A 25189-nucleotide genomic window follows, 5' to 3' on the forward strand; every position below is an offset into this window, starting at 1 on the left:
TCGTATTAGACAACTCTGGCTTTTGTGCTGTTGTGTCTTGGGGAGGAAGTTGCGATGAAGGAAATCCGTATCGAGGAAAATGGTCGTCTAGGGCCCATCAATGCTGCGATGATTCCGCGCTATGCAGGAGGCGGCACCTATGCCCGGCTTCCACGACTGGACCAAGTGGAGAAAGCCGACATCAAGATTGTCGGAGTGCCGTTTGATACCGGTGTTTCCTATCGTCCCGGTGCCCGCTTTGGTGCCAACCACGTACGTGAATCCTCGCGCCTGATCCGCCCCTACAACCCGGCGACAGATACCTCGCCGTTTGCGCAGAGCCAGGTGGCTGACGCAGGGGACATGGCGGTTAACCCGTTCAATATCAATGAGGCCATTGAAACCATTGAACACGAGGCACTGGAACTGACCAGCGATGGCTCCACCCTCGTCACCGTTGGTGGCGACCACACCATCGCGCTGCCCTTGCTGCGTGCCGCTTCGCAGCGCGCTGGAGCACCAGTTGCCATGCTGCACTTCGATGCGCACCTGGATACGTGGGATACCTACTTCGGCGCTGAATATACGCACGGCACTCCGTTCCGCCGTGCTGTTGAAGAAGGCATTTTGGACACCGAAGCAATCTGCCATGTCGGCACCCGCGGTCCGCTATACGGCAAAAAAGACTTGGAAGATGACAAGCGTTTCGGCTTTGGCATCGTGACCAGCTCCGATGTCTACTACCAGGGCGTACGTGAAATCGTGGACAAACTGCGCGATCGCATTGGCAATCGCCCACTGTACATTTCGGTGGACATCGACGTGCTTGACCCGGCTCACGCCCCGGGCACCGGCACCCCGGAAGCCGGCGGCATCACCAGCCGCGAATTGCTTGAAATCCTGCGCGGTTTGCGTGGGCTGAACATCGTTGGTGCAGATATCGTTGAAGTCGCTCCGGCCTATGACCATGCAGAGCTGACCGGTGTGGCGGCCTCGCATGTCACCTATGATTTGATCAGCCTGATCAGCGACTTCCGTGCCAGTAAGGGAATGAATAGCTAATGAATGAGCAACCTCAACGCAATGGCGGGGACCTGGTCATCGAGACCCTCACCGCACTCGGTGCTAAAACCGTGTTCGGCATCCCCGGGCAGCACGCCTTGGGCCTCTTCGATGCGCTCTCGCGCTCAAGTTTGGATTTCATCTCCTCGCGCGTCGAGAACAACTCGGCGTTTGCCGCCGATGGCTACTCCCGCGCGACTGGCGAAGTAGGTGTCCTGTTCCTGTCCACCGGCCCCGGCGCATTGACCTCGCTGGCGGGTTTGCAGGAGGCCTATGCCACCGGTGTGCCCATGGTCGTCATCGCCAGCCAGATTCCATTGGACGGCTTGGGTGCTCGGCGCAAGGGCATGCTGCACCAGCTCGATGACCAGAAGGCCTCGGCCGCCAACGTCACCAAGTTCCAGCAGACCGTGCATCACGCTTCGGGGATCCCCTCGGCTATCCAGGACGCGTGGGCACGCGCGATCACCGTGCCGATGGGACCAGTCTGGGTTGAGGTGCCACAGGATGTCCTGCTCGCCCCGGTCATGGTTCCTCCGGTACAAGATGCTCTGGCCGAAGCCTATCCGCACCCGCCGCGTGAAGAATTGATTCGTGAGGCCATGCGCTGGCTAGCCGATGCCAAGCGGCCAGCGATCATCGCTGGCGGCGGGGTACGCCGTGCTGGCGCCCAAGCGGAACTGCTGGCCGTGGCCGAGGAACTGCAGGCTCCAGTGCTGTGCAGCCCTGGCGGCAACGGAGCCTTCAGCTGGGACCACGAACTGTCCCTGCAATCCTGGGCTGAAGACCGCTTTGTCTCGGAAGTCATGGAAGACGCCGACGTGCTGATGGTGATCGGTTCGGCTCTGGGCGAGGTGACGAGTAATTACTTCACGCTCGAACCGCGTGGCAAGATGATTCAGATTGATGCCGAACCGCGTGTCCTGGAATCCAATACCCCGGCCTTGGGCATCCGTGCTGATGCACGCGAAGCGCTGAAATTCTTGGATGAAGAGATGCGCGCGACCGGCTTCAAGGCCCAGGCTTCCTGGCATGGGCAAACCCCACAGCAGGTAGTAGCCCAAACGCTGGCAAAGGTGCAGGGCCGCCTGGATGCGCAGGACTTGGCCAAGGAACGGAAATTCATGGCGGACATCCGTGCCGCTGTTCCTTCCGAAATGCAGACCTTCTGGGATATGACCATCGCTGCCTACTGGGGATGGAGCTGCTGGGACGCCAAGGACGGTGAGTTCCACTCCGCCCAGGGCGCTGGTGGCCTAGGCTTCGGATTCCCCGCCGCAATCGGTGGGGCCATCGGTTCCAAGCAGCGCGTGCTGGCCGTCAGCGGGGACGGTTCGTCGATGTACTCCATCGCCGAACTGGCCACCGCCAAGCAGCATCAGGCGCCGGTCACATGGCTGATCGTTGATGATGGCGGATATGGCATCCTGCGCGAATACATGGAAGGCGCCTTCGGGAAGGCGACTGCCACCGAGCTTGCCCGTCCGGATTTCGTGGCGCTGGCACAATCCTTTGGCATCCCTGCTCAAGCCGTCGAGCCAGAAGACATCGGAACCGCGCTCGCCGAGGCCCTGAAGTCTGATGGGCCGAACGTCATTGTGGTGCGCACGCTGCTGAAGATGTTTGCGCCAACCCACTTGTAAAACAGCCAAGCACGAAAGCGGCCTCGGATCTGTTGCTCTGATGAACAATGAATCCGGGGCCGTTGTGGTTATTGGAAAAGCGAACAGTTCCTATCAGTGGGTGAAGTGGAATACCACGCCGAAGAGTACTGTCGAAACGCCCAAGCTAATGCCGATGAGCAGTGGCTCCCAGTCCAAGGACTGTGCTGCCAACATCACTGCGAAGGAAACAAAAAGCAGAACTGCTCCGATTCCTCCCAGGATCACCCCTCCGCCTCCATGATGCCGCACTGCGGAGTGTGCGGTCCGGTGAAATAGTGGTTCCATGTCGCCATAGTACGTCCGAAAGTAGCCAAAGCCGAGAGCTAGGGCGAACTACTTTGCTATTGTCAGACTTGTTGGCTTAGATGCTGGCCCGCAGCTGATGAATTTGTTCGGCGGCGGCTGCTAGCGAAGGGTAGTTGGCGCCTGGTCCTTGGGCGATGAACCCTGGACATTGGTGATCTGCCAGGCCCGGTTGTCCGTAGGACAGTCCGCGGAAGGTCCCCTTGGCCATGCGTATCAAGTGCGCTCCGGCAGCCACATCCCAAACCTTGGTATCGAACCCGATGCTGGCATCGCACCACCCAGCGGCAACATGGGCTAGTTCCAAGGCTGCGCAGACCTTGCGCCGCACGGTGGCGAAGTCCTGGATCCATTGGCCAAAGATCTTCATCGACAGCTCACCGTCTTTGAGCATGGATTCGGCACCCGGATAATCTGTCATCAGATTGGCCCGGGATTGTTCCGGGCGAGCACTTGGTTCAAGGCGCCGTTCGTTGAGGAATGCGGCAGTGGAGTTAGCGGTGAATTCTTCGCCAGAGATCGGGTCAAGGACTACCGCAGCGAGCAGTTGACCATCGACGGCCGCTGCAATGGAGATGCAGAAGAATGCCACGCCGTGAACGAAATTGCTGGTGCCATCGATCGGATCAACGATCCACTGCACTTTTCCGGATGCGGGCAGTCCTTGATCTCCGGAGACCTGTTCTTCGCCCAGTACCCACGAATCCGGTTGAGCGGACAGCAAGGAGGCGGTGATCAGTTGCTGGCTGCGCCGATCGATGTCGGTGACCAGATCGTGAGCGTTGCTCTTATGCTCTGCCTGGACATTTGCACGGAAGGATTCACGTAGCAATACGGCGGCCTGGCGAGCTGCCTTCAGGGCCGCAAGGCGTAATTCTTCGGCGAAATGTGGGCTGGTTTGAACTTGACGATCATTCACAAATCCAGCTTACCGTCGTGGCAATTAAGAAAAACGTTGACCAAAGAAACGATTCGAACTTAATGTGAGTGGAGACAGCAAAAGATAGGCAGCCAATAGAACGTGGACAAGTCTTCAAATACCCAAGCAGATTCACAGATTAAGGGCTTGCTCGACGAACTGGCCCGCAGCTCGCGGATCCTTCGGGTGTTCTCACATATGGATCAGACTGATCCCGAAGTATCCAATGCTTCCCACCATGTGCTCAAAACCCTTAATTCCCGAGAACCCACCCACGCTGCTGACCTCGCCCAGTTCCTCGGGATCGGCACCGCAGCGATGAGCCGGCACCTGGCTGAACTGGAAGATTCTGGCCTAGTCGCTAAGCGGTCCAGCAAAATTGACGCCCGGCGGCACGTGCTCTGGGTGACTGAAGCAGGCCGTGCAAAGCTTGAATTCCGTGACCGCCTGCGCCTGGAACGCATGAGAGGACTGCTTCCGGATTGGGATCCGGAGCGTCTGACGCAGATTTCGCAAGCGTTAAGCGAACTGAACGACACGATGATGCGTGGCATCCATTCCCAGCGCACCGAGCAGTTCGGCACGGCAGGAGAAGCAGAGCATGGACAAGAATAAACCGGATGGCGAACGCCCAATCGACCTGACCGAGGTAGCCGCCGACCGCCCGCAGATGAAGCAGCAAGAGGTGCTTAAATCCATCGTCGGCGTCTTGGCCTCGTTCTTCGCTGCCATGCTGGCGGCGACCATTGTCTCCATTGCGCTGCCAACCATCATGGATGTCCTTGGCGGTACGCAGACGGACTTCAACTGGGTCTTGAGTACGACCTTGCTGGCTAATGCCGCGACTACTCCCATCTGGGGCAAGATGGCCGACCTCTTCGATAAGAAGAAGCTGTTGCAGGTAGGGATCTTGGTATTTGTGCTCGGCTCCTTGCTGGCTGGACTTTCCTGGTCCATCCCGGTGCTGCTGTTCGCCCGAGTGATTCAGGGCATTGGCATGGGCGGTTTGACGGCGATGGGCATGGCGGTGATCGGAACGGTCATTCCGCCACGAGAAAGAGGACGCTATTCAGGGTATTTTGGTGCGGTCATGGCGGTATCCACCGCTGCAGGGCCGTTGCTCGGCGGGTTCATTGTCGACTCGCCACTGGGCTGGCGCTGGTGCTTCTTCTTCGGCATCCCAATCAGCTTGCTCTCCATGGTGTTGATTCATCGGACCCTGCATTTGAAGCACGTCAAGCGTCCTGTGCATATCGACTGGGTCGGTGCCGTACTGCTGACCTCCGCCGTCTCCATCTTGCTGATTTGGGTCTCCTACGTAGGGAAATCAGATTATTTCGGCTGGAATTCGTGGCAGACCTACACCATGGTCTCCTCGGTTCTCCTGCTGACCACCATATTGCTCATGGTTGAGTCCAGGGTGCGCGAACCGATCATTCCGCTGAAAATCATTTGTACCCGAACCACGTCTTTGGCAATTATGGCTTCGATTGCAATAGGAGTGGGAATGTTTGGAACTGGTGCTTTCATTGGCCAGTATTTCCAGATTGCGCGTGAAGCGACTCCGACCATGGCCGGTCTCATGACCTTGCCGATGATCGCCGGAAATTACTTTGGATCCGTTTTCTCGGGCCAGATGATCACGCGTTTTGGCCGATGGAAAATCTACCTGTTGATTGGTTCGATCCTCAACGTCGCGGGACTTGGCCTGCTGGGCATGATGCGCCACGATACCGAATACTGGCTGTTGGCCTGCGGCATGTTCCTCAACGGTGTGGGAATGGGCTTCATGCTGCAGAATTTGGTGCTCTCCGTGCAGAATACGGTGAAAGTTACCGATATCGGTGCGGCAAGCTCTTCGGTCGCTTTCTTCCGTTCAGTAGGCGGTTCGGCTGGCGTGGCGGTACTTGGTGCCTTGCTTTCGCGTAACGTCGCCGAGTTGATTGCCAAGTCTCCGCTGGTCTCAGGGCAACCGTCCTCGCCTTTGGCCAATGAAGATTCGCTGAACCTTTCGGGTATGCCAGATGCGCTGCGCCAGGTGGTCGAAGCAGCCTATGGAGAGGCGACTGGGATTGTCTTTGTCGTTTCGGCGGCTGTAGCGGTGGTTGCCTTCGTCTGCATTCTGCTGATTAAGGAAGTCCCGCTGCGCCAGACCATTTAATGGCAATTCCTTGTCGCTGGGGCGAATCGGGATAAGCTTCAGACTATGAGTAGCATGCAACCGATTAAGCAGAAGGTCTCTTTGACCGAGCAGGTGACCACGATGATCCGCGCGGCCATCGTTGCTGGCGAGATGACTCCAGGGGAGCACTACTCAGCCATTGGAATTTCTGAAAAGCTTGGAGTCTCCCGGACTCCAGTGCGCGAAGCCCTGCAACTGCTGGAAAAAGAAGGCATCGTTACCGTAGCCAAGAACCGCGGGGTTCGTGTCAACCAGATTTCCCTCGAAGACATCGTGGAGGTTTTCCAGCTGCGCTTGGCAATTGAGCCTCCGGCCGCCGCTCGCGGCGTACGCAATGCGACCGATGCGGATATTGAACATCTCAAGTCCCTTCACGCACGAATGCTGGAAATCGGTGAAACCGGCGATGGTCGAGCAACCCTGGAAGCGGATAAAGCATTCCACCTTCATCTTCTGGGGCTGGCCGGAAATTCCAAGCTCGACAGCGTGGTGGGGGAGTTGAGAAACCTTGTCCTAGCGCATGGGCAGACTACCGTGCCCTTTGCCCGCTCCAGCCAGGATTTGGCCGGAGATCGGGAAGAAATCATGGAAGCTATTGTGGCAAAAGATGCCCAGGGTGCAGCGGCGGCGGTTCGGGATCACGTTTTGCGTACCGCCCAGATGCTGATCGCTTCGGTTTGTTCCCGCACGCCGGGGTTGGATCCGGAGCCGTTTTTGGAACGCTTGGACGCCTTGATTTCCTAGGTGGAGAAGCATTGCCAATTCCTGGGCGATGTGTGGATACTATGAAATATTTTGCATTACCTTGTCAGGGTGATCTGTGCGACATAGAGTAGCATGCAACATGTAACTAATAATTTGTGTGTGGAACGAAGGTGTCGAAGCAAATGAGCCAACCGCTAGAAGGGGTCAAAGTCATTGACCTTTCGCGCATCCTGGCTGGGCCGCTGTGCACTATGACGCTGGCGGATTTCGGTGCTGAAGTCCTCAAGGTGGAAAACGGGGCAGGTGACGAGACCCGCAGCTGGAAACCCCCGGTCAACGCGCAGGGCGTCAGTACCTATTACTGGTCGGTGAACCGCAATAAGCAGGCAGTGATTGCCGACTTTGCCGATGCCGCTGACCTGCAGGCGCTGCGTGAATTGATCTGTGAAGCAGATGTGCTGGTGGAAAACTTCCGTCCCGGGGTGCTGGCCAAATTCGGGCTGGATTACTGCAGCTTGCATGAGCTGAATCCGAAGCTGGTCTATTGCTCCATCTCCGGCTTTGGTGAAAAGCAAGGCGCAGCCTTGCCCGGCTTCGACTTGCTGGTGCAGGCTGTTGGCGGACTAATGAGCATCACCGGAGAACCAGAGGGGACCCCGAGCAAGGTGGGGGTTGCACTGGTGGACGTCTTGGCGGCGCAGAACGCAGTCACCGGAATCCTGCTGGCCTTGCGAGAACGCGATGCCAGCGGCCAGGGGCAACGAGTGAGCGTTAATCTGCTCCACTCATTGCTGGCAGGACTCACTAACCAGTCCAGCAGCACGCTGGCTACCGGAAAATCTCCAGCACGCATGGGCAATGCGCATCCAAGCATCGCTCCATACGAAACCTTCGCCGTACAAGACGGAGTGGTGGCCATCGCGGTGGGCAATGATCGCCAATTTGCTGCTCTTGCCAGGGAACTGGGCCAGCCCGAACTTGCTGATGATCCCAGGTTCAGCAGCAACAGCGCACGGGTGGCCCACCGCCAGGACCTCAAAGCCATTATCGAGGCAGCTACCGCACAAGATACCGCAGTGCACTGGGCACAAACCCTCATGTCCGCCGGGGTGCCAGCGGGCAAGGTCAATTCCATTGCTGAGGCCATCGAATTTTCCAAGGAACTGGGATTGGACCCCGTTGCGATCATCACCGACCCCGCTACTGGCGAGACGACCGAGCAGATTGCCAGCCCCATTGGACTCTCGCGCACTTCTGCTCAATATCGCAGCATCCCGCCCGCCCATGGACAGCACCAAGAACTTCTTAACACCCTGGCAAACCAGTAATCAATAGAACTTTAAAGGAGAAATATCGTGAGCACCGCAGAACGCCTTCTAGACCCAGCGGACCTGATCAACTTCGATTCACTGCTCTCGGCAGAAGAATTGGCCCTGCGCGGCACTGTGCGCGGTTTCGTCAAGGAGCACATCAAGCCGAATATCGCCAAGTGGTACAACGACGCGGTCTTCCCACTTGAAATCGTCCCCGAGATGGCCAAGTTGGGCCTGCTGGGCATGCACCTTGACGGCTACGGATGCGGTGGACGCTCCGCGGTGGAGTACGGCATCGCCGGTGCCGAGCTTGAGGCTGGCGACTCCGGGCTGCGCACCTTCGTCTCGGTTCAGGGCTCGCTGGCCATGAGCGCGATTTACAAGCACGGCTCCGAAGAGCAGAAGCAGCAGTGGCTGCCCAAGATGGCCGCCGGTGAAGCCATTGGCTGCTTCGGCCTGACCGAACCAACAGCCGGATCCGACCCTTCGAGCATGACGACCTTTGCCCGCCGCGACGGCGATGACTGGGTAATCAACGGGTCCAAGCGCTGGATCGGCTTGGCAAATGTCGCACAGGTCGCGGTGATCTGGGCGCAGACTGAGGAAGGCATTCGGGGCTTCGTGGTGCCAACCAATACCCCTGGCTTCACCGCGACCCCGATTGAGCAGAAGCTCTCCATGCGTGCCTCCATCCAGTGCGAAATCGAGATGGTCGATATGCGCCTGCCTGGCTCGGCAGTACTGCCCAATGTTGTGGGCCTGAAGGGCCCGTTCTCCTGCCTGAACGAGGCTCGCTACGGCATCCTGTGGGGTTCGATGGGCGCAGCCCGCGATGCCTTTGAAGATGCCCTGGCCTACTCCCAGGAGCGCCTGCAGTTCGACAAACCGCTGGCTGGCTACCAGATGACCCAGCAGAAGCTGGTGGACATGGCGTTGGAAATCAACAAGGGATTCCTGCTGGCCCTGCACATCGGCCGGTTGAAGGATGCTGGCAAGCTGGACCTGCACATGATCTCCGTGGGCAAGCTGAATAACTGCCGCGAAGCCATCGCAATCTGCCGCGAAGCGCGCACCATTCTTGGCGGCAATGGGATCACCTTGGACTACTCGCCGCTGCGCCATGCCAACAACCTGGAATCGGTGCGCACCTACGAAGGCACCGACGAAGTCCACACCCTGATCCTGGGCAACAAGCTCACCGGTGTCCCGGCCTTCCGCTAAACCGCGAAGCCAAGGAAGACGAGAAAAACCAATGAAACACAACGGAACTATTGTTGCCTTGCAGCAGTACCTCAATGGCAATTGGGTTCCCGGGCAGGGATCGGGCATTTCAACCCAAGCCGCCGTCGATGGCACCACGGTGCTGGCCGAGGGACTGGCCGCCAGCCACGAGCAGGTGGCTGCCGCCTTCGACGCGGCGCACCAAGCAAAAAAGTCCTGGGCATCGACTCCCATGGCTGCCCGCGGAGCCATCTTGGCCAAAGCCGCCGGCTACCTCAAGGAGCACAGCGAGAGCTTCGGCGCAGAGCTGGCAGCAGAAGAAGGCAAGACCCGCGCAGAAGGGACAGGCGAAGTTCTGCGCGCCGCGCAGATCCTGACCTACTATTCCGGTGAAGCAGAGCGCGCGGCAGGCACCGTCTTCCAATCCCCACGCGCTGGGGAACAGATCTTGGTAACCCACAAGCCACTAGGCGTAGTCGGGGTGATCACCCCGTTTAATTTCCCAATCGGAATTCCCGCCTGGAAGATTGCCCCGGCCTTGGTCTTCGGCAATACCGTGGTGTTCAAGCCAGCCAGTTTGGTGCCGTTGCTGGCGCTGCGCTTCGTGCAGGCCTTGGAATATGCCGGTCTGCCTGCCGGGGTGCTGAACCTGATCATCGGTCCAGGCGCCCTGGGCGATGCGATTATCGCAAACGAGTACTTGAACGGACTGACATTCACCGGGTCCACAGGGGTAGGTCGCAAGCTCTGCGCCGCAGGGGCCGCGCGCGGCATTCCGGTGCAGGCAGAGATGGGCGGCAAGAATGCCTCGGTGGTGCTCGCTGATGCCGACCTTGATCTGGCAAGCGAGCAGGTGCTCTTCGGGGCGTTCCGTTCCACCGGCCAGAAGTGCACGGCCACGAGCCGGCTGATCCTCGACGAAACGATTGCCGACGAATTCTTGGACAAGCTCACCGTCCGCTTAGACCAGTGGGTGACCGGCGATCCGCTGGATCCATCGGTGCATATGGGGCCGCTGGTTGATGCCAAGTCGGCAAGATCTGCAGCACTGGGGGTTGCCCAAGCACTGGAACAGGGCGCAACGCTTCACTATCGTGGGCAAGCCCCAGAAACTCCCAGCTTCTTGGCGCCAACTATTTTGGAACTTCCTGCAGGGAAGGCTGGACGAGCCAACTGCGCCTGGCGTGATGAATTCTTCGCACCGATCTTGTCCGTGCAAAGGGCCAAGGGTCCGCAGGAAGCCTTCGAGGCTGCTGAAGATTCGGAATTCGGATTGAGCCTTGCGCTGTTCACCTCGAATCTTGCGTTGGCTCTGGAAGCGCAGCAAACTCTCGACGTGGGCATATTGCATGTAAATTCGGAATCGGCCGGTGCCGACCCGCATGTGCCTTTTGGCGGTGCGAAGGCTTCTGGATACGGACCGAAGGAGCAAGGGGCAGCAGCTCGCGAATTCTACACGCACACCACGACGACCTACCTGCGCGGCTGAGCTACGGCAGGCAGGACGGCAAAGAAGGAAATGACCAATGACGATTGAAAATATTTTGGTGATCGGCGCTGGAACCATGGGCCGGCAGATCGCGATGAGTTGTGCGCTGGGTGGCTACACCACCGTGCTGCAGGATATTTCTGCCGAGGCGTTGAGTGCAGCACGCACCGAGCTGGAAGGGTGGGCTGCTAGTCGGCTAGCCAAGGGAAAGCTCGAGGAAGCCACGGTAGCGCAGGCGTTGGCACGCTTGAGCCAAAGCACCGATTTGGCGCAAAGCGCTTCAAATGCGGATCTGGTGATCGAAGCCGCCGTGGAGCGTCTGGACATCAAGGAACAGATCTTTGCTCAACTCGGCCAGCACGCTCCCGCTCACGCGATCCTGGCCACGAACTCCTCGACTCTTCCATCCTCCAAGGTGGCAGAAGCCAGCGGCCGTCCACAGCAGGTGTGCAATATGCATTTCTTCAATCCGGCATTGGTGATGAAATGCGTTGAAGTGGTCCGCAATGAGCAGACCAGCGACGCAACAATCGCGGCGGTAACCGCAGTTGCCGACCAGCTGGGGAAGAACCCGGTATTGGTGAACAAGGAGATCCCGGGCTTCATCGCCAATCGCATGATGGGGGCTATCAATGCCGAGGCGCTGAACCTGGCCCACGCGGGAATTGCCAGTATTGAAGACATCGACACCACTGCCAAGACTGCCTTGGGCCATCCGATGGGTCCGTTTGAGCTGATGGACATGGTGGGCTTGGATGTTATTGATTTCATTGCCCAGGCGACGTATGCCGAGACCGGAGACGAGGCAGACCAACCGCACCCGATGATCACCGACAAGGTGGCTGCAGGAAAGCTGGGACGCAAAAGCGGTGAAGGGTTCTACCCGTACTCATAAGCATTCGACAGCATACGGCAAAGGCCGCTTAGCTACCCCAAAATCCGGGGATAGGTAAGCGGCCTTTGCAATGCTTAACAACTTTGAACTACTCAGCGACCTCTGGCTGTTCGCCAAGTTCAAAGTGGCGTCCAGAAATGGAATCCACATTGACTCGAATCCAGAAATCCTTCTGAGTCGGGATCCAAGGCGTGACGCCGCTTTCGCGGGCCTCTTGGATATCGGCTTCGTGATCCAGCACTTCAGCGCTGCCGTGTACGACGACCGACCAGGCTTCATCGGAGAGGATGCCATCTACTTCGAAAGCGATCTTTTCATTGATCGACATGGCAGCAAGTTTATTTCCCGGGGAGGTGCGCAAGAAGAGCTTGCCGTTGTGCACCGCGTAGTTCACCGGAACGATATCGATTAACCCTGCCGCCACAGTTGCTACGCGTCCGTGCGCGGAATGCGAGAGCAACTGCCACGATTGGTCCTCGTCCAAGACAAGAACCGGACTGTTGAGTTCGTGTTCGAATTTCATAGCACTAGTTTTCTACTCTTTGTAGAAAAAGGCAAGGGGCAAAAGACACAAGTTGTCGTTTTCCCAAGTCCACCGCTTGACGTGAAAGACTGGGAGCATGAGTCATATTTCGACTGATGGCGATGTCCGGCATGTAGCTTCGCGGATAGAAGACGGAGTGCATCGATGGCGTGCACGGCGTGCCCTGGCTAGCGGCCACGAAACAGTGATCCTGCCCTACGTGGGGTACGGCTCAACGGGGCCCAATGGCAGTTGGATCCGCGTCCTTGCCCGCGTGGTCCTGGCCAGGCCGGGGGCATTTGAAGCTGGGCAGCATCAAGCCCAAGTGATTGCCGATGGAATCCGCGGCTTCCGCAACTTCATCTCTCCGATCCTGCCCGGAGGGAAAGTCCGTATCGACGTTGGCAATCAGCATTTCGAAGTCGAAGCTGACCGCGGCGGTGTCATCGATGTGAAACTGATGGTGGACCTTCCCGCCGGCTGGAATGAGATCAGGCTGCAAGCTCACGATGGTGATGATGCTCAGGCGAAGATCCTCGTGATCGATCAAGCTCAAAAGTTTGGCGTGATCAGCGACGTGGATGACACGGTTGTGGTCACTGCATTGCCCCGTCCCCTGCTGGCGGCGTGGAACTCCTTTGTGCTCTCCGAACATGCGCGCGTTGCGACTCCGGGGATGGCGGTGATGCTGCAGAAGGTGCTGCTTGAGCACCCGGGATCCCCGACTATTTATCTTTCTACGGGCGCATGGAATGTTGCACAGACCTTGCAGCGCTTCATTTCGCGCAATTTGTTCCCCAGAGGGCCGTTGCTGCTTACTGACTGGGGTCCGACGGACCGTTCTTGGTTCCGCAGCGGAATGCAGCACAAGGTTGATCAGCTGCGACGATTAGCCGAGGAATTCCCGGATATGTCGTGGGTTCTCATCGGTGATGACGGCCAGCACGACCCAGCGATCTATGCGGAATTCGCGCGCCGCTATCCGGAATTGGTGCGGGCCATCGTTATTCGCCAGCTGACGCCTTCCGAAGCGGTGCTCGCTGGTGGCCGTTCACATGAACTGCGCCGAACCACCCCCGAGGTGCCATGGGTCTACGAGCCAGATGGTGCTCGTATCCTGAAGCAGCTGGCCAAGCTGGGGATTGTCAGCACCGAAAGCGTGAATTTGTTGAAGGACGATTAGCTATGGCTGAAGCTACCCTGCGGGTGCAGATCCCGATGCGCTGGGGTGATATGGACGCTTATGGCCATGTCAATAACGTCAATCTGATTAGGCTGATGGAAGAAGCCCGCATCGCTGGCTTCGGCGTCCCCGGTGGAACCGGCGCACCTGGGGTGACGCCTCAGGCAGAGATCTTCTCCGCGGTGCCGCAAGGAACCCAGATCCTGGTTGTCGAGCATCGCGTGCGCTATTCCCGTCCACTTGAATACCGCAACATTCCGGTGAACGTTGATCTCTGGGTTGCCAACATCAAGCCTGCCAGTTTTGATATCTGCTACGAATTCCGCGACCCGGTAGCTGACTATCTGTGTGTTAAGGCTTCCACGACCTTGGCCTACTTCGATCCGGCAACTTCTCGGGTGCAGCGTTTAAGCCCCGAGCAGCGGGCCGGGCTCAGTGCATATGAAGGGGCCGGCACCTTCTCGAAGTAACCTCTTTTCCACCTGTCAATTAGGATTGATCTATCTACCCTTATTAGGACAGGAAGTGGTTTTGTGTCTCAGCCAACTGGTGGTGGCCCGCAAGCTGGAGGTCGTCCGGCGCGCCCTCAGGTCGTATTACAGGTCCTCAAGCGCGAGGAAATCGCTCCTCATCTGGTGCGACTGACTCTTGGCGGTCCGGGGATGAGCGACTTCGTTGATAAGCCGGTGACTGACCGCTACGTGAAATTCCTGTTCGCCAAGCCCGAGCTGGAACTCGAACTGCCCTATGACATGGAGGCATTGCGCGCGCAATTGGCACCAGAAGACATGCCGGTTCGCCGCACCTACACCGTGCGTCGCAGCGACCTGCAGGCAAGCACCATCGAAGTTGATTTTGTTGTGCACGGTGATGAAGGCCTAGCCGGTCCGTGGGCACGCGACGCGCAGATTGGATCCTCCATCTGCTTCTCTGGTCCCGGTGGAATGTTTGTCCCCAGGGACGAGTTTGATTTCCATTTCTTTGCGGGAGATGAAACCGCTATTCCGGCCATCGCTGCCTCTTTGGAAGCCATGTCTGCGCAGATGACCGGGCTGGTGATCATCGAAGTTGCTGATCAGGCCGATGAGATGCAATTGCAAGCACCTGCCGGCGTGGAAGTCCGCTGGATTCACCGCAATGCTGCATTCACCCCTGAAACGACCATCTTGGATTCGTCTGTCCGGCAGATTCCTTGGCCGGGCGGACGGGTGCAGGTCTTCGCTCACGGTGAGCGCGAGGTCATGAAGAAATTGCGTGCCTATTTCTATGACGAGCGTGGCGTTGATCGTCGCGATATGTCGTTGTCTGCCTACTGGGCCTTTGGTCGTGCCGAAGATGCTTTCCAAGCTGAAAAGCGTACCGAGGTAGGCAAAATTTTCGCTGACTAGCCTACTGGCGCCGCCTGTTCGGCATGATTAGTCACACCTAATCTAAATGTCGAAAAATTACGTAATTAGCCCTTGACGTTATTAGTGGTTCTTGGGTTATGCTTATTCCAGAGCTTCTCCCGTGTGTGGTCGGGAGAAGCGTCAAGCTTGACCGATAATAATCGGCTAGTTCACCGCCTATCGAGGGTGCTCTCCTCGAAGCGGTGTATGGCGTAGCCGGCTTGAATTAGGGGAATGGGAATCTGCTGACCTGCTCAGTCGGCCGATTCATCAGAAAAGGGAACTTGCCAGGATTGCACACCTTGGTAGGTTCCCTTTTCGTGCGTTGAGCTAGCTGGCGTCAAAGGACCAAAGCAGCAATGTAGCTAAGGAACCCGTGCCAACTGGAGGCGGAGAAACGGCCAGGCCGCTATCGTGAAGCTTTCTAAGAGCACGGCGGACGACAAGATCTGATTCGAGGAAGATCTCCGGATCCCTCAGCCCCCGCAATGCGACATAGTTCCGCGTCCACGGGCCTACTCCACGTAGCCCTTGGAGCTCATCCAAGAATTCGGGGCCATTCGAAAGCAGGAGCTGGCCATGGGCTTGGAACCAGGCGGCTACCGTATGAAGCGTCGTTGCCCGCGCAAGAGGGCAACGGATGATCTCTCGCAATTCCTCGGGCGTGCAGGCGGCAGTAGCGCTGGCAGTGGGGAAGGCTCGAAGGCCTGAACTATGCAGCTGGCCCAATGCGCCGACATAGCGGCTGCCCAGGGTACGCGCCGCCGCCAAGGAAATCTGTTGTCCGATGACCGTGGTGGCTAGAGCCTCGAAGTGATCCGGGTAGCTAATCAAGCGCAAGGAAGGGAAAGCGGCAGCTAGCGATCGGTAGCAAGAAATGGCGTTCAGCGCCTCGTAGGAATCGCTGGTGTCTTGCTGCACGCCGAACCAATAATTAATGACCTCCGAGATGTGCAGACTAAATTCCGTTGGCGCGTCGTGGGAGAGCCGAATACCTGAGGGAGTCAGCTCCAAGGTCACTTCGACGAGCCGGCCCTTCACCTGCAGTACGCGTTGGAGTCGGGCGGCAGGCTCGTCCAAGCGCTCCTGGACAGGAAGCGAATGCAGCTTCAAGACCGCCAGTGCATGGCTTACATCCAATGTCCCCGTCGCGGGCAGGTGCATATCCATCATTTCAGGCCCAAATGCCTGAAGAGCCGCGGCGGTGGGAGCCAACCAGATGGGTGTCCACCATGCCGATTGCTTCCATTAATGCGTACATGGTCGTTGGGCCGACAAATTTGAATCCGCGCTTTTTCAGTTCCTTGGCCAGCGCCTTGGATTCTGGGCTTTGTGTCGGCACTTCAGAAAAAGAATGCGGAGCTGGTGTCTGCTCTGGTTTGAATGACCATACGAAGTCCGGCAGCCCGCCCTCTTCCCGCAACATCAAGGTTGCTTCAGCATTGGCGATTGTGGCACGGATTTTGAGCCTGTTGCGCACAATCCCGGCATCGTTCATCAATCGCTCAAAATCATCTTCGGTGAACAATGCGACCTGCTCCGGAGCGAATCCAGCGAAGGCTTGGCGGAATGATTCTCGTTTGGAAAGGATGATGGCCCAGGACAGGCCTGACTGGAAGCATTCAAGGCTGAGGCGTTCGAACAAGCCCGCTTCGGACGTGATTGGCATGCCCCATTCTTGGTCGTAGTACGTACGGAGCATGTCATTTGATGCTGCCCAGCGTGGTCGTGCCAATCCGTCTTTGCCAACGATGAGATCTTCAGTCATATTTTCATCTTGCCATTCATCAGCAATCGCGTCAGATCATGAAGCGTTTCATTTAATGGCAATCTCACCTATGATCGTTATATGGCGATAATAGAGTCAAATGTCGATGTATTGGAAGTGCGTAGCAGTAAGCTGCAACTTGCCGCGCTCTTCCACGCCCTGGCAGACCCCACGCGGCTGCTGATCTTGGAGCATCTGCATACCGGGGAGCACAAGGTCAAAGAACTGACCGAGCACTTGGGCCTTGCCCAAAGCACCGTCAGCGCCCACCTTGCCTGCCTGAAAGACACCGGCTTGGTGAACGTCAGAAGCCAGGGGCGTTCCAGCATTTATTCGCTGAGCCAAGGCGAAGCGCTCGACGCCTTGACCGACTCTGCCATGGCACTCATTGCCAAAGACCTGGCACCTCATCATTGGCACGAAGCCCACAGCACCGATGAAGCAGGAGGCTGAGCATGGGACATAATCATTCCCACGGGCACTCCCACGATCATTCCGCAGCGAATCGAACCCGCCTGGCTTGGGCCTTTGCCATCACCGCACTGATTCTGATCGCAGAAGTCATTGGCGCAATCATCACCAATTCGCTGGCTTTGCTGGTGGACGCGGCACATATGCTCACCGATACCCTCGGACTTTTGCTTGCGCTGACCGCCGCCAACCTGATCATGCGCAAGCCAACGACCAACCGCACCTGGGGATTCCGCCGTGCAGAAGTCCTTTCTGCCACCTTCCAGTCAGCATTGCTGCTGGCAGTGGGCGTCTACGCGGCAATCGATGCAGTGCGCAGGCTCTTCACCCCAGCAGAAGTCCAACCCGCCGGATTGCTGCTCTTTGGCATCATCGGGCTGCTGGGCAACGTTATTTCCATGTGGATCATTTCCGCAGGAAGAGACAGCAACCTGAACATGCGTGCGGCCTTCCTTGAAGTCGTCAATGACGCCTTGGGATCGGTGGCCGTGATCATCGCTGCGGTAGTTATTTCTTTCACCGGCTGGATGCGCGCAGATTCCATCGCGGCTCTGGTGATCAGTGCCCTGATTGTTCCACGCGCAGTGAAGCTGCTGGGCGAAACAACGCATATCCTGCTCGAATCCACGCCAAGGGGATTAGATCTGCTTGCAGTTCGCGAGCACTTGGAAGCCTTGCCGGGAGTGATCGCGGTACATGACTTGCATGCCAGCCAGATCGCCTCCAACCTGCCGGTGCTCACCGCCCATGTGGTGGTTGAAGACTCCTTCTTCTCCGCCGGGGTAGCAGGTGGACTTCTCCGGGATTTGCAGCAGTGCGTGGCAAGCCATTTCACGGTGAGCATTGAGCACTCGACCTTCCAGATTGAGCCGGCATCTCACCGCAGTACCGAGCATGAACACGGCTGCTAAGCGCGTCTCTGAAGGTGGAGCTCAACTTCCGGCTAGCTCATACCTTGGTATGACGTACCCCGGCAAAGTACGTCCTGCTGGTGGATGCACGGTTGGCTAGGGATTTCATAGTCTTTTACTATGACTTCTGAAACTCTGTCGAAAACTGAATATGCGGTCGCAGCACGCGGCCTGACCAAGACCTACGGACATGGCACCACCCGAGTTGAGGCCCTTCGAGACGTCAACGTCTCCTTTGAACGATCACGCTTTACCGCCATCATGGGCCCGTCGGGGTCTGGCAAATCCACGCTGATGCACTGCTTAGCGGGTCTAGACAGCGCAGACTCCGGCGAAATTATCATCGGCGGCAAGAACCTGCTGGATTTGAGCGATGACCAGCTGACCGAAATGCGTCGCGAACAGATTGGCTTTGTCTTCCAATCCTTCAACCTCGTACCAACCATCAGCGCCAAGGACAATATCTTGCTGCCGATGTCGCTTGCCGGCAAGAAGCACGACCGCAACTGGTTCAACACCGTCATTGACGCGTTGGGGTTGGGCGATAGGCTGAACCACAAGCCGCATGAGCTCTCCGGCGGCCAGCAGCAACGCGTTGCCGTGGCCCGAGCCCTGCTGACACGACCAGAAGTTGTCTTCGGTGATGAGCCAACCGGCAACCTCGACTCGCGCACCGGTGCAGAAGTGCTCTCCTTGATGCGTACTTCCACCCGTGAGATGGGACAGACCATCATCATGGTGACCCACGATCCGGTGGCCGCGTCTTATGCAGACACTGTGCTGTTGATGAAAGACGGCATTATTGTCGGATCCATCCAGGAGCCAACCGTGGCTACCGTGACCGAGGCGCTCGCCTCCCTGGCGGAGTAATCAATGCTGCATGTAGCCCTTTCGAACATCAAGACCTATGCGCGGCGCTATATTGCCGTCATCCTGGCCGTAGCCATTGGCACCGCATTCCTAGCCGCTACCCTGTCGGTGAATTCCTCTACCCAAGCAACCTTGAAGAATTCGCTGGGCGACGCCTATAAGAATGCGGATCTGGTGGCCTATCCCGATTGGGACTTGGCTTCCGACGGGCAAGATCCCACCGCCTTGAGCCTGAAAGATGTCAAAGAAGTCCAGAACCTGTCCGCGGTAACCACGGCCTACGGGCTGGGGTATGTCGATGGACTGCTGCGCACCGCAGATGACAGCTATGGCGTTTCGATGCAGCCGGTGGACCCCGATCAAGGGCTGGGCGGCATGGAATTGCTCGAAGGCCGTGCACCACAGGGATCAAACGAGATCATCATCGATGCTGCCCACGCCAAGGACATGGGAACGTCCATCGGTGATGTTGTGGCCCTGGAAAATGGCGCCGCCTCAGCAGAGAACTACACCATCGTCGGCATCCAGCGTTCAACCACCAACCCGCGGACTTCAGCCTATGCTTTGGCCGGCATGAGCGAACAAGCGTGGAAGCACTTTGCCGGAGAACAACCGCTAATCTCGGAAATCGTCGTCAACACCGATGGCTCTGAAGCGGCTTTGCAAGAACAACTGGAAAAGCTGTTTGCCGACAAGAAAATGACTGACATTGCCGTGATGAGCGCCGATGAAAAGGTGCTGAACGAGGTTGCCCAGCTCACCGGCGGTACCGATCAGCTCAGCGTGATCCTGCTGGTCTTCGCGCTGATTGCGCTGGTAGTCACCGGGCTGGTCGTCGTCAACACCTTCGCCGTGGTGATTGCCCAGCGCACACGCGAGCTGGCACTGCTGCGCATCTTGGGTGCCAAACGCAAGCAGATCCGAAGCTCCGTACTCATCGAAGCCCTGGTCATCGGCATTCTCGCATCCATTCTCGGCGTATTGCTGGCCGTCGTCCTGATGTTTGGACTGATCCAGCTGCTGCACGTGTTGGTGCCAGAAATGTCCTATGCGACATTGGCCCTGACTCCGCAGGGACTGGCCATTCCAATTCTCGTCGGTGTGCTGATGACCGTCATCGCAGCGAGCCTTCCGGCCCGACGGGCCATGAAGCTTGCGCCGCTGGCCGCCTTGCGTCCCTTCGATGCTGCCAGCGTGAAGAACCGTGCAGGCAAGGCCCGAATCATTTTCGGCATACTGTTCCTGCTGGCTGGTGCAAGCTTGCTGGCATATGGCGCATTCAAGGGGGATCTGATCATTGCCTTCCTGGGCGGTCTGGTTTCCTTCCCAGGGATCTTGATGCTGGCCTCCCTCTTCGTCCCGAGCAGCGTGTCCGGGATTGGCAAGGCAGTGGCGGGCAAGTCAACTGCCGGAAAGCTTGCGGCCCTGAATGCGGTGCGCAACCCGGGGCGAACCACCGCGACAGCAACTGCACTGCTCATTGGCGTCACTTTGGTGTCCATGATCATGGTCGGCGGCCAGACCGCCAAAGCCAGCTTGAACAACGCGGTGGCCGCAGAATTTCCGGTGGACATGATGGTCTCCTTCTATGACCGGAAGGTTTCGGATTCCGAGATCAAGAGCATGCTCGAAAAGATCGGTGAAGTCGAAGGGATCACCGCTGGCTCCAGCTTCACCTCCGCATACGCAGACGTGGATATGGGAACCGGAGAAATGTACAACTCAGAGATCATGTCCGTTGATCCTGAAGGTTTCGCCGAAGTAGCGCTGGACCCGGACATCGTGCCGGCTGACGGAGAAATCGTTTATGTGCTGAGCAATCCGGAAAATCCGACGGTGAAAATTGGTGATCAAACGCTGAAGGTGAAGAAGACCGAGGCGATGCTCTCAGGCAATATCGTCACCGAGCAGACATTCGACAAGCTGGAAGTTGAAGAAGCTAACCAGTACACGGGGATTTTGCTCAAGGTGGATTCCGACGTCCGCGCCTCGGCAGTCAACGACTTGGTCACGAAGATTTCTGCGATCACCGGCGTTGAGTCCTCGATGATCAACGGTGGCCTGGTCATGAAATCGATGTTCTCCCAGATCATCGACGTGCTGCTGATGATTGTCTCGGCTCTGCTGGCGGTAGCTGTACTCATTGCCCTGATCGGTGTGGCCAACACCTTGAGCCTGTCGATCCTGGAACGCACTCGGGAGAACTCCCTGCTGCGTGCCTTGGGGCTCAAAAAGAAGCAACTGCGCGGGATGCTGGCAACAGAAGCCGTACTGATAGGTGGGGTTGCGGCCTTGCTCGGCCTGGTCCTTGGTGTTGTCTACGGATTGCTGGGCGCCCGCTCGGCGCTTGCATCCATGGGAGAGATGACTTACGAGATCCCATGGTTGCAGCTCGCGCTGGTCCTGCTGATCAGCATCGTGGCCGCACTACTGGCTTCGGTAACTCCCGGCCGGCGTGCAGCGAAGCTGTCACCGGTTGAGGGATTGGCTGTTGAATAGCCCGTAGCCGGCGCATGGGAATGGTTCTGAAGCCTAGGCTTTCAGGACCATTCCCATTTTCGGTGGTCATAGCAATACGCAATAGGCTATTGATATGAATATTGAACTCACTCGATTCAGGGTACTGCCTGGCAAAATCTCGGTGGTCAACGAATGGCTGGATTTCTTGAACAGCAACATGCCTGCGGTACTTGAAACCTTGGAAGGTGAAAAGATGTATGTCGAGACGATCTTCAGTGAAACTTTGGATGGTGTCGATTACCTGTATTGGTACAGCATCCAAGGTGAAGGCGGCATCGCCGTACAGGGCTCTGCACATGAAATCGACAAGGTGCATTTGCAGTACTGGAAGCAGTGCATCGATCCGGATTTCGCACCGCAAGAACTCGCCCCACGAGTCGTGATGATCCCAGAGCGCGTTCAGCACAGCATGGCGTAGTAGCGAACAGTCAAAAGCAAGAGGTCCAGAACTCGCCGAAGCGAGTTCTGGACCTCTTGCATCTGTTCTGGGGAACTAGCTGCGCAGGGTAATCGTCGTAGCCATCGCGGGGGAGCGACCAGTGGTCACGAAGCCCGAAATGTTTGAACCGGGGTGCTTGATGATGTCGGTGATGGATCCCAGATGGCGGCTCAGATCGATCTTGTCTTCTGGGGCAGCGAGCACCAGATGGAAACCGAACTCCTGCAACGCACGTATGCCTGCTGCGGCATATTCTGAGTTGGCCTGGATGAACGCTTCATCAATCATCACGGTGCCGTAGGAAGTGAACCCGGCCGAAGCAAAGCCCAGCTGGTAAGCCAAAGCAGCACCCATGATGAAGGACGTGAAGCGCTGGCCTTCACCGCCGGAGAGCGTTCCTGGCTCCAAACCAGTCTCGACCTCGCCATTGGATTTGTGCTCATTGCAGCTAATCATTACATGCTGGCGGACATCGAGTACGGTCGATCGCCAAGAGGCCATCGCCGGGTCGCTAAGCGCGGTGACCAGAGATTCCAAAGCTTGGTACGAACTGGCCAACGTGGACTCGTCCTTGGTGGTGTAAGCCTCCTGCAGGGCATCCTTCAATTCCTTGCGGAAGGTACCTGCCTCAACAGGAATTGATTGAGTCGCTTCCAAGCGGAGAACTGATCCATGCTCAAAAGTCACCTCGGACAGAATCTGGTTCAACGGCTTGATGCGTTCGGAAATCATCCGGCGCTCTTCATCCAGCAACTGCAAGAGATCGCTGAAGCGTTCATAAGACCGGTTTGCGAAGTATTCACGGAACTGCGCCTCATGATGCGGAAGGCCGTCAGCCACAATCTGGTCATGCAGCTGTGCATAGTGCCCAGCAGCTTCAGCGGTGGTGCCGTGCGTCTGGGCATGAGAGGTGCCGAATTCACGGGCAAAGCGACGGAAAGTGTCGCTCAGCGTGCCGCCAATTTCCTGACGCTGCGACTGCAGCGAGTTGACTTGGCTTCCCAACTGGAGCTTGACCTCAGCGAAGGCTTCGCTGATCTCTTCACTTGCAGGGCAGTTTCCGGACACAACTTGCTGCAGAACCGGTCCAAGAAGCTGATGCTGGCGCAACGCATTTGGAATGTTCTCTTCCCAGCCGGACGCCAAATCATCGCTGTTGGACAGGACTTGCTGGGCACGCTGGACCTGTAGCTCCAGATCCGAAATGCGTGAACGAACCAAAGCAAGCTCGCCTACCAGCGTTTCAGCCTCAGCCTTGGCCGCTTCAATCTGCTGGCGCACCCTGGACGAATCTCCGGAGAGCGCCAACGCATCGCCGAGCTTCTGTTCGCTGCGACGCAAAGCTTCCAACGCTTTGGAAGCATCGAGCTGGGCAAAAGTCCGCTCATCAGAAATGAGCGCCTGCAAGAGCTGGGCTTTGGCAACGATCTTATTCTTGGCAGCACTGCGCTCATCGGCGGCTTGCTGGGCCTGCACGATCTTTTCGTCCAACCGGGTGGCCTTGGACTGCAGCTCGGCAATCTTGGACTCATTGGTGAAGCCCAAAAGGTACTCTGAGGCAGGCAGCGTGCGGGTATCGCGCTCGAAGCTTCCAGCACCGGTCTTGATGGTACCGGCCGGGGTGATGGCTTTGGGATGCACATGCATGGCCGCATCGTTTTCCACACAGGCCAGCGGGTAATCTGCGGTGATCTTCGCTTTCAACCAGCTACCGGCTTCGCCGGGTGCAAAATCAAGTTTGGTCACCAGATCTGCTGGGCCTGCTTCGGCATCGCGTGGTTTCTGGGAAATGTCGCTCCACCGTACCCGGCCCAAGCCATCGAGCTGATCAATGGCATGGGTGACTTGAGCGAGGAATTCTCCGGGAACCAGCAAAGTGCGGGCCAAGGAGTGCAAAGCTTTTTCGGCGGCCAGACGCCACATGCCAGCTTCGGCAGATACATCCATGAGCTCACCAGCGAATGGAAGTTGGTCTTCTTTCAACGCGCAGGCAGATGCGATGGCGCGGCGGGCAGCGATTGACCGATCATCGATATTGCTTGCACGCCGCTGGTATGAGCGGATCTGCTCAGCCAAGGTTTCTGCACGCTTGCGCAAATTGACCAGCGAAGCCATTGCCTCATACTCAACGGTCTGTGCGTCATGAGTGATTGAACTGAGCTGTTGCAGGGTGCGGGCCGCGTTGGCCCGCAGTTCATCGAGTCCGGTGGCCGAGAAGTCAAAGGCCAATCCAGCATCCGTCGCCTGCTGCTGCAGGGTGCGGATGATATTTTCCTTTTCGCTCAAGGACTTGCGCGCCACATCGGCTTCGCGTTCCAGCAGCATCAACGATGCAGAACCGGCGGAGTCATGAGCCGCTTCCAGGGACTGGAGCTGATCATCGAGTTCGTCTTTGCGCTGGCGCAGTGAGGCCTCGTCAGCTTTGAACTTGGCGAGGTTAGATTCGTGGGAGTCCAGATCATTACGCAAAACGAGCTGGCGCACCTGAGCTTCAAGGGTGTGGACTTCGCTTTCCAGCAACTGCTGCACCGAGTTGATCTGTTCAGCTAGCGAACGGTAGGCCTGATCCTGCTGCGGCACTTGAGCCAATACGTCTCGCTGCGCGCGGGCGGTATCCAACTGCCGGTAGATGCCACGCAGGTGGGCGAAGTCTTCCACAGCCGCAGCAGCGGCTTTCAATGTCGCTGGTTCTTCCAAAACCTCGTAGCGGAAGAATTGGTTGACTCCCTTGGCCAGGCCCTTGCCATTTTGCAAGGTGCGCAGCAGCGCGAAAGCCTTGTCGCTTTCCACCCCTAGCCGGCGGCGTAAGCGTTCGATAAACGCCTTATGGGTATCGAATGCTTCACTGGGGGCCAGCGCTTTGGACAACGAAGTCACGGTGAAACGACGTGGTCCGTGGTTTTCAAGCTCCGAGATATCGATCTTTCCCTCGCACAGCAGATAGTGCTTGGAAACCTGTCCTTCCAGACCAGCATCGGGCAGATCGAAGACCGCACCTGCGGTCACAGTATTGCCCATGCCGTCGTCGTAGCTGAGCACGATTGCGCTCCAGGTCGCGCCCGGACGCTGGTATACGGTTCCGGCGCTGGTCTTGAACTTGCGCCCGCGCATATAGGAGAACGTCGTGCGGCGGTCCTCACGCGTTGCCGCATCATTGGCTGACTCATTCAGGCGCGGGGTCGCGAAGAAGAGGTGGCCCATGGCATCAAAAAGAGTGGATTTGCCTACGCCGGGATGACCTGTGACCAAAGTGCCAGCACGGTCTACGGCCAGATCATGCAATCCGTGAAAGGTACCCCAATTTACAATCTGCACTCGGCTCAAGCGATGCTGGCCTGGGTTCAGGGCTCCACCCAGTGGGAGAGTCATTTCAATGCTCATCGG

23 protein-coding genes are annotated in these 25189 nt (G+C 57.6%); 17 read left to right on the plus strand and 6 right to left on the minus strand.

Features of this window, described 5'->3' with window-relative positions; genetic code table 11:
• The first annotated feature begins 54 nt into the window (after positions 1-54).
• Both speB and AARI_RS03430 read left to right on the plus strand, forming a co-directional pair.
• Entirely contained in the window at positions 55-1041 is a 987-nt protein-coding gene (gene speB, locus AARI_RS03425; protein WP_013347960.1) for an agmatinase, read from the plus strand.
• Positions 1041-2684, plus strand: a complete 1644-nt coding sequence (locus AARI_RS03430; protein ID WP_013347961.1) for a thiamine pyrophosphate-binding protein — start codon at positions 1041-1043, stop codon at positions 2682-2684. The genes speB and AARI_RS03430 overlap by 1 nt, the downstream gene beginning before the upstream one ends.
• A gap of 93 nt (positions 2685-2777) precedes the next feature.
• Here the strand turns inward: AARI_RS03430 and AARI_RS19550 are convergent, their stop codons facing one another.
• Entirely contained in the window at positions 2778-2930 is a 153-nt protein-coding gene (locus AARI_RS19550) for a hypothetical protein (protein WP_013347962.1), read from the minus strand.
• 136 nt (positions 2931-3066) lie between these two features.
• Positions 3067-3927, minus strand: a complete 861-nt coding sequence (locus AARI_RS03435; protein WP_013347963.1) for an inositol monophosphatase family protein — start codon at positions 3925-3927, stop codon at positions 3067-3069.
• A 102-nt stretch (positions 3928-4029) separates the two neighbouring features.
• Between AARI_RS03435 and AARI_RS03440 the strand changes: the two genes are divergently transcribed.
• The 7 genes from AARI_RS03440 to AARI_RS03470 all read left to right on the plus strand — a co-directional run bounded on the left by AARI_RS03440 (position 4030) and on the right by AARI_RS03470 (position 11732).
• On the plus strand, positions 4030-4542 hold the full coding sequence (locus AARI_RS03440) for a MarR family winged helix-turn-helix transcriptional regulator (RefSeq protein ID WP_013347964.1): 513 nt from the start codon (positions 4030-4032) through the stop codon (positions 4540-4542).
• A complete protein-coding gene (locus AARI_RS03445; RefSeq protein WP_013347965.1) occupies positions 4529-6088 on the plus strand; it encodes an MFS transporter in 1560 nt (519 codons plus the stop codon). Before AARI_RS03440 ends, AARI_RS03445 begins: the two co-directional genes overlap by 14 nt.
• Before the next feature lie 45 nt (positions 6089-6133).
• On the plus strand, positions 6134-6853 hold the full coding sequence (locus AARI_RS03450; protein ID WP_013347966.1) for a GntR family transcriptional regulator: 720 nt from the start codon (positions 6134-6136) through the stop codon (positions 6851-6853).
• Positions 6854-6996: 143 nt separating this feature from the next.
• Positions 6997-8142: a CaiB/BaiF CoA transferase family protein gene (locus tag AARI_RS03455; protein WP_013347967.1), complete on the plus strand. Its 1146-nt coding sequence runs from the start codon at positions 6997-6999 to the stop codon at positions 8140-8142.
• Between the two features lie 27 nt (positions 8143-8169).
• Complete coding sequence (locus AARI_RS03460) at positions 8170-9348, plus strand: acyl-CoA dehydrogenase family protein (protein WP_013347968.1); 1179 nt, start codon at positions 8170-8172, stop codon at positions 9346-9348.
• Positions 9349-9379: 31 nt separating this feature from the next.
• Complete coding sequence (locus tag AARI_RS03465; RefSeq protein WP_013347969.1) at positions 9380-10837, plus strand: aldehyde dehydrogenase family protein; 1458 nt, start codon at positions 9380-9382, stop codon at positions 10835-10837.
• Positions 10838-10874: 37 nt separating this feature from the next.
• The gene (locus AARI_RS03470; RefSeq protein ID WP_013347970.1) at positions 10875-11732 is read left to right on the plus strand and encodes a 3-hydroxyacyl-CoA dehydrogenase family protein; all 858 of its coding nucleotides are present in this window, start codon (positions 10875-10877) and stop codon (positions 11730-11732) included.
• An 88-nt stretch (positions 11733-11820) separates the two neighbouring features.
• Here the strand turns inward: AARI_RS03470 and AARI_RS03475 are convergent, their stop codons facing one another.
• Positions 11821-12255, minus strand: a complete 435-nt coding sequence (locus tag AARI_RS03475) for a pyridoxamine 5'-phosphate oxidase family protein (RefSeq protein WP_013347971.1) — start codon at positions 12253-12255, stop codon at positions 11821-11823.
• A gap of 97 nt (positions 12256-12352) precedes the next feature.
• Between AARI_RS03475 and AARI_RS03480 the strand changes: the two genes are divergently transcribed.
• From AARI_RS03480 to AARI_RS03490, 3 genes are all read left to right on the plus strand, one after another.
• On the plus strand, positions 12353-13438 hold the full coding sequence (locus AARI_RS03480; RefSeq protein WP_013347972.1) for an App1 family protein: 1086 nt from the start codon (positions 12353-12355) through the stop codon (positions 13436-13438).
• 2 nt (positions 13439-13440) lie between these two features.
• Positions 13441-13908, plus strand: coding sequence for an acyl-CoA thioesterase (locus tag AARI_RS03485; protein WP_013347973.1), 468 nt, complete (start codon positions 13441-13443; stop codon positions 13906-13908).
• Positions 13909-13971: 63 nt separating this feature from the next.
• Positions 13972-14826 (plus strand): siderophore-interacting protein, encoded by an 855-nt coding sequence (locus tag AARI_RS03490; protein ID WP_013347974.1) that lies wholly within the window; start codon positions 13972-13974, stop codon positions 14824-14826.
• A 330-nt stretch (positions 14827-15156) separates the two neighbouring features.
• Here AARI_RS03490 and AARI_RS18430 read toward each other — a convergent pair whose 3' ends face one another.
• Together AARI_RS18430 and AARI_RS03500 are read right to left on the minus strand one after the other, a co-directional pair.
• Complete coding sequence (locus AARI_RS18430; RefSeq protein ID WP_157867076.1) at positions 15157-15990, minus strand: DNA-3-methyladenine glycosylase family protein; 834 nt, start codon at positions 15988-15990, stop codon at positions 15157-15159.
• Positions 15991-16000: 10 nt separating this feature from the next.
• Positions 16001-16594: a DNA-3-methyladenine glycosylase I gene (locus AARI_RS03500; protein WP_013347976.1), complete on the minus strand. Its 594-nt coding sequence runs from the start codon at positions 16592-16594 to the stop codon at positions 16001-16003.
• A gap of 81 nt (positions 16595-16675) precedes the next feature.
• Between AARI_RS03500 and AARI_RS03505 the strand changes: the two genes are divergently transcribed.
• The 5 genes from AARI_RS03505 (at position 16676) to AARI_RS03525 (ending at position 21784) form a co-directional block, all read left to right on the plus strand.
• Positions 16676-17047 (plus strand): ArsR/SmtB family transcription factor, encoded by a 372-nt coding sequence (locus tag AARI_RS03505; protein ID WP_013347977.1) that lies wholly within the window; start codon positions 16676-16678, stop codon positions 17045-17047.
• A 2-nt stretch (positions 17048-17049) separates the two neighbouring features.
• Positions 17050-17976: a cation diffusion facilitator family transporter gene (locus tag AARI_RS03510; protein ID WP_013347978.1), complete on the plus strand. Its 927-nt coding sequence runs from the start codon at positions 17050-17052 to the stop codon at positions 17974-17976.
• A gap of 120 nt (positions 17977-18096) precedes the next feature.
• Positions 18097-18846, plus strand: a complete 750-nt coding sequence (locus AARI_RS03515; RefSeq protein WP_013347979.1) for an ABC transporter ATP-binding protein — start codon at positions 18097-18099, stop codon at positions 18844-18846.
• A 3-nt stretch (positions 18847-18849) separates the two neighbouring features.
• Positions 18850-21345, plus strand: a complete 2496-nt coding sequence (locus AARI_RS03520) for an ABC transporter permease (RefSeq protein ID WP_013347980.1) — start codon at positions 18850-18852, stop codon at positions 21343-21345.
• Between the two features lie 94 nt (positions 21346-21439).
• On the plus strand, positions 21440-21784 hold the full coding sequence (locus AARI_RS03525; protein WP_013347981.1) for a DUF6176 family protein: 345 nt from the start codon (positions 21440-21442) through the stop codon (positions 21782-21784).
• Between the two features lie 75 nt (positions 21785-21859).
• On the opposite strand, the gene AARI_RS03530 is transcribed toward AARI_RS03525, so the two are convergent.
• Positions 21860-25186 (minus strand): ATP-binding protein, encoded by a 3327-nt coding sequence (locus tag AARI_RS03530; RefSeq protein ID WP_013347982.1) that lies wholly within the window; start codon positions 25184-25186, stop codon positions 21860-21862.
• Positions 25187-25189 lie beyond the last annotated feature (3 nt).

The sequence above is a fragment of the Glutamicibacter arilaitensis Re117 genome (assembly GCF_000197735.1).
Lineage (GTDB): Bacteria > Actinomycetota > Actinomycetes > Actinomycetales > Micrococcaceae > Glutamicibacter > Glutamicibacter arilaitensis.

What these genes read in the sequence shown, in the direction of transcription:
- speB (WP_013347960.1), top strand. Translation starts at nt 55, where the DNA reads ATGAAGGAAATCCGTATCGAGGAAAATGGTCGTCTAGGGCCCATCAAT.
- AARI_RS03430 (WP_013347961.1), top strand. Translation starts at nt 1,041, where the DNA reads ATGAATGAGCAACCTCAACGCAATGGCGGGGACCTGGTCATCGAGACC.
- AARI_RS03445 (WP_013347965.1), top strand. Translation starts at nt 4,529, where the DNA reads ATGGACAAGAATAAACCGGATGGCGAACGCCCAATCGACCTGACCGAG.
- AARI_RS03450 (WP_013347966.1), top strand. Translation starts at nt 6,134, where the DNA reads ATGAGTAGCATGCAACCGATTAAGCAGAAGGTCTCTTTGACCGAGCAG.
- AARI_RS03455 (WP_013347967.1), top strand. Translation starts at nt 6,997, where the DNA reads ATGAGCCAACCGCTAGAAGGGGTCAAAGTCATTGACCTTTCGCGCATC.
- AARI_RS03465 (WP_013347969.1), top strand. Translation starts at nt 9,380, where the DNA reads ATGAAACACAACGGAACTATTGTTGCCTTGCAGCAGTACCTCAATGGC.
- AARI_RS03470 (WP_013347970.1), top strand. Translation starts at nt 10,875, where the DNA reads ATGACGATTGAAAATATTTTGGTGATCGGCGCTGGAACCATGGGCCGG.
- AARI_RS03475 (WP_013347971.1), bottom strand. Translation starts at nt 12,255, where the DNA reads ATGAAATTCGAACACGAACTCAACAGTCCGGTTCTTGTCTTGGACGAG.
- AARI_RS03480 (WP_013347972.1), top strand. Translation starts at nt 12,353, where the DNA reads ATGAGTCATATTTCGACTGATGGCGATGTCCGGCATGTAGCTTCGCGG.
- AARI_RS03485 (WP_013347973.1), top strand. Translation starts at nt 13,441, where the DNA reads ATGGCTGAAGCTACCCTGCGGGTGCAGATCCCGATGCGCTGGGGTGAT.
- AARI_RS18430 (WP_157867076.1), bottom strand. Translation starts at nt 15,990, where the DNA reads ATGCACCTGCCCGCGACGGGGACATTGGATGTAAGCCATGCACTGGCG.
- AARI_RS03500 (WP_013347976.1), bottom strand. Translation starts at nt 16,594, where the DNA reads ATGACTGAAGATCTCATCGTTGGCAAAGACGGATTGGCACGACCACGC.
- AARI_RS03505 (WP_013347977.1), top strand. Translation starts at nt 16,676, where the DNA reads ATGGCGATAATAGAGTCAAATGTCGATGTATTGGAAGTGCGTAGCAGT.
- AARI_RS03510 (WP_013347978.1), top strand. Translation starts at nt 17,050, where the DNA reads ATGGGACATAATCATTCCCACGGGCACTCCCACGATCATTCCGCAGCG.
- AARI_RS03515 (WP_013347979.1), top strand. Translation starts at nt 18,097, where the DNA reads ATGACTTCTGAAACTCTGTCGAAAACTGAATATGCGGTCGCAGCACGC.
- AARI_RS03520 (WP_013347980.1), top strand. Translation starts at nt 18,850, where the DNA reads ATGCTGCATGTAGCCCTTTCGAACATCAAGACCTATGCGCGGCGCTAT.
- AARI_RS03525 (WP_013347981.1), top strand. Translation starts at nt 21,440, where the DNA reads ATGAATATTGAACTCACTCGATTCAGGGTACTGCCTGGCAAAATCTCG.
- AARI_RS03530 (WP_013347982.1), bottom strand. Translation starts at nt 25,186, where the DNA reads ATGAGCATTGAAATGACTCTCCCACTGGGTGGAGCCCTGAACCCAGGC.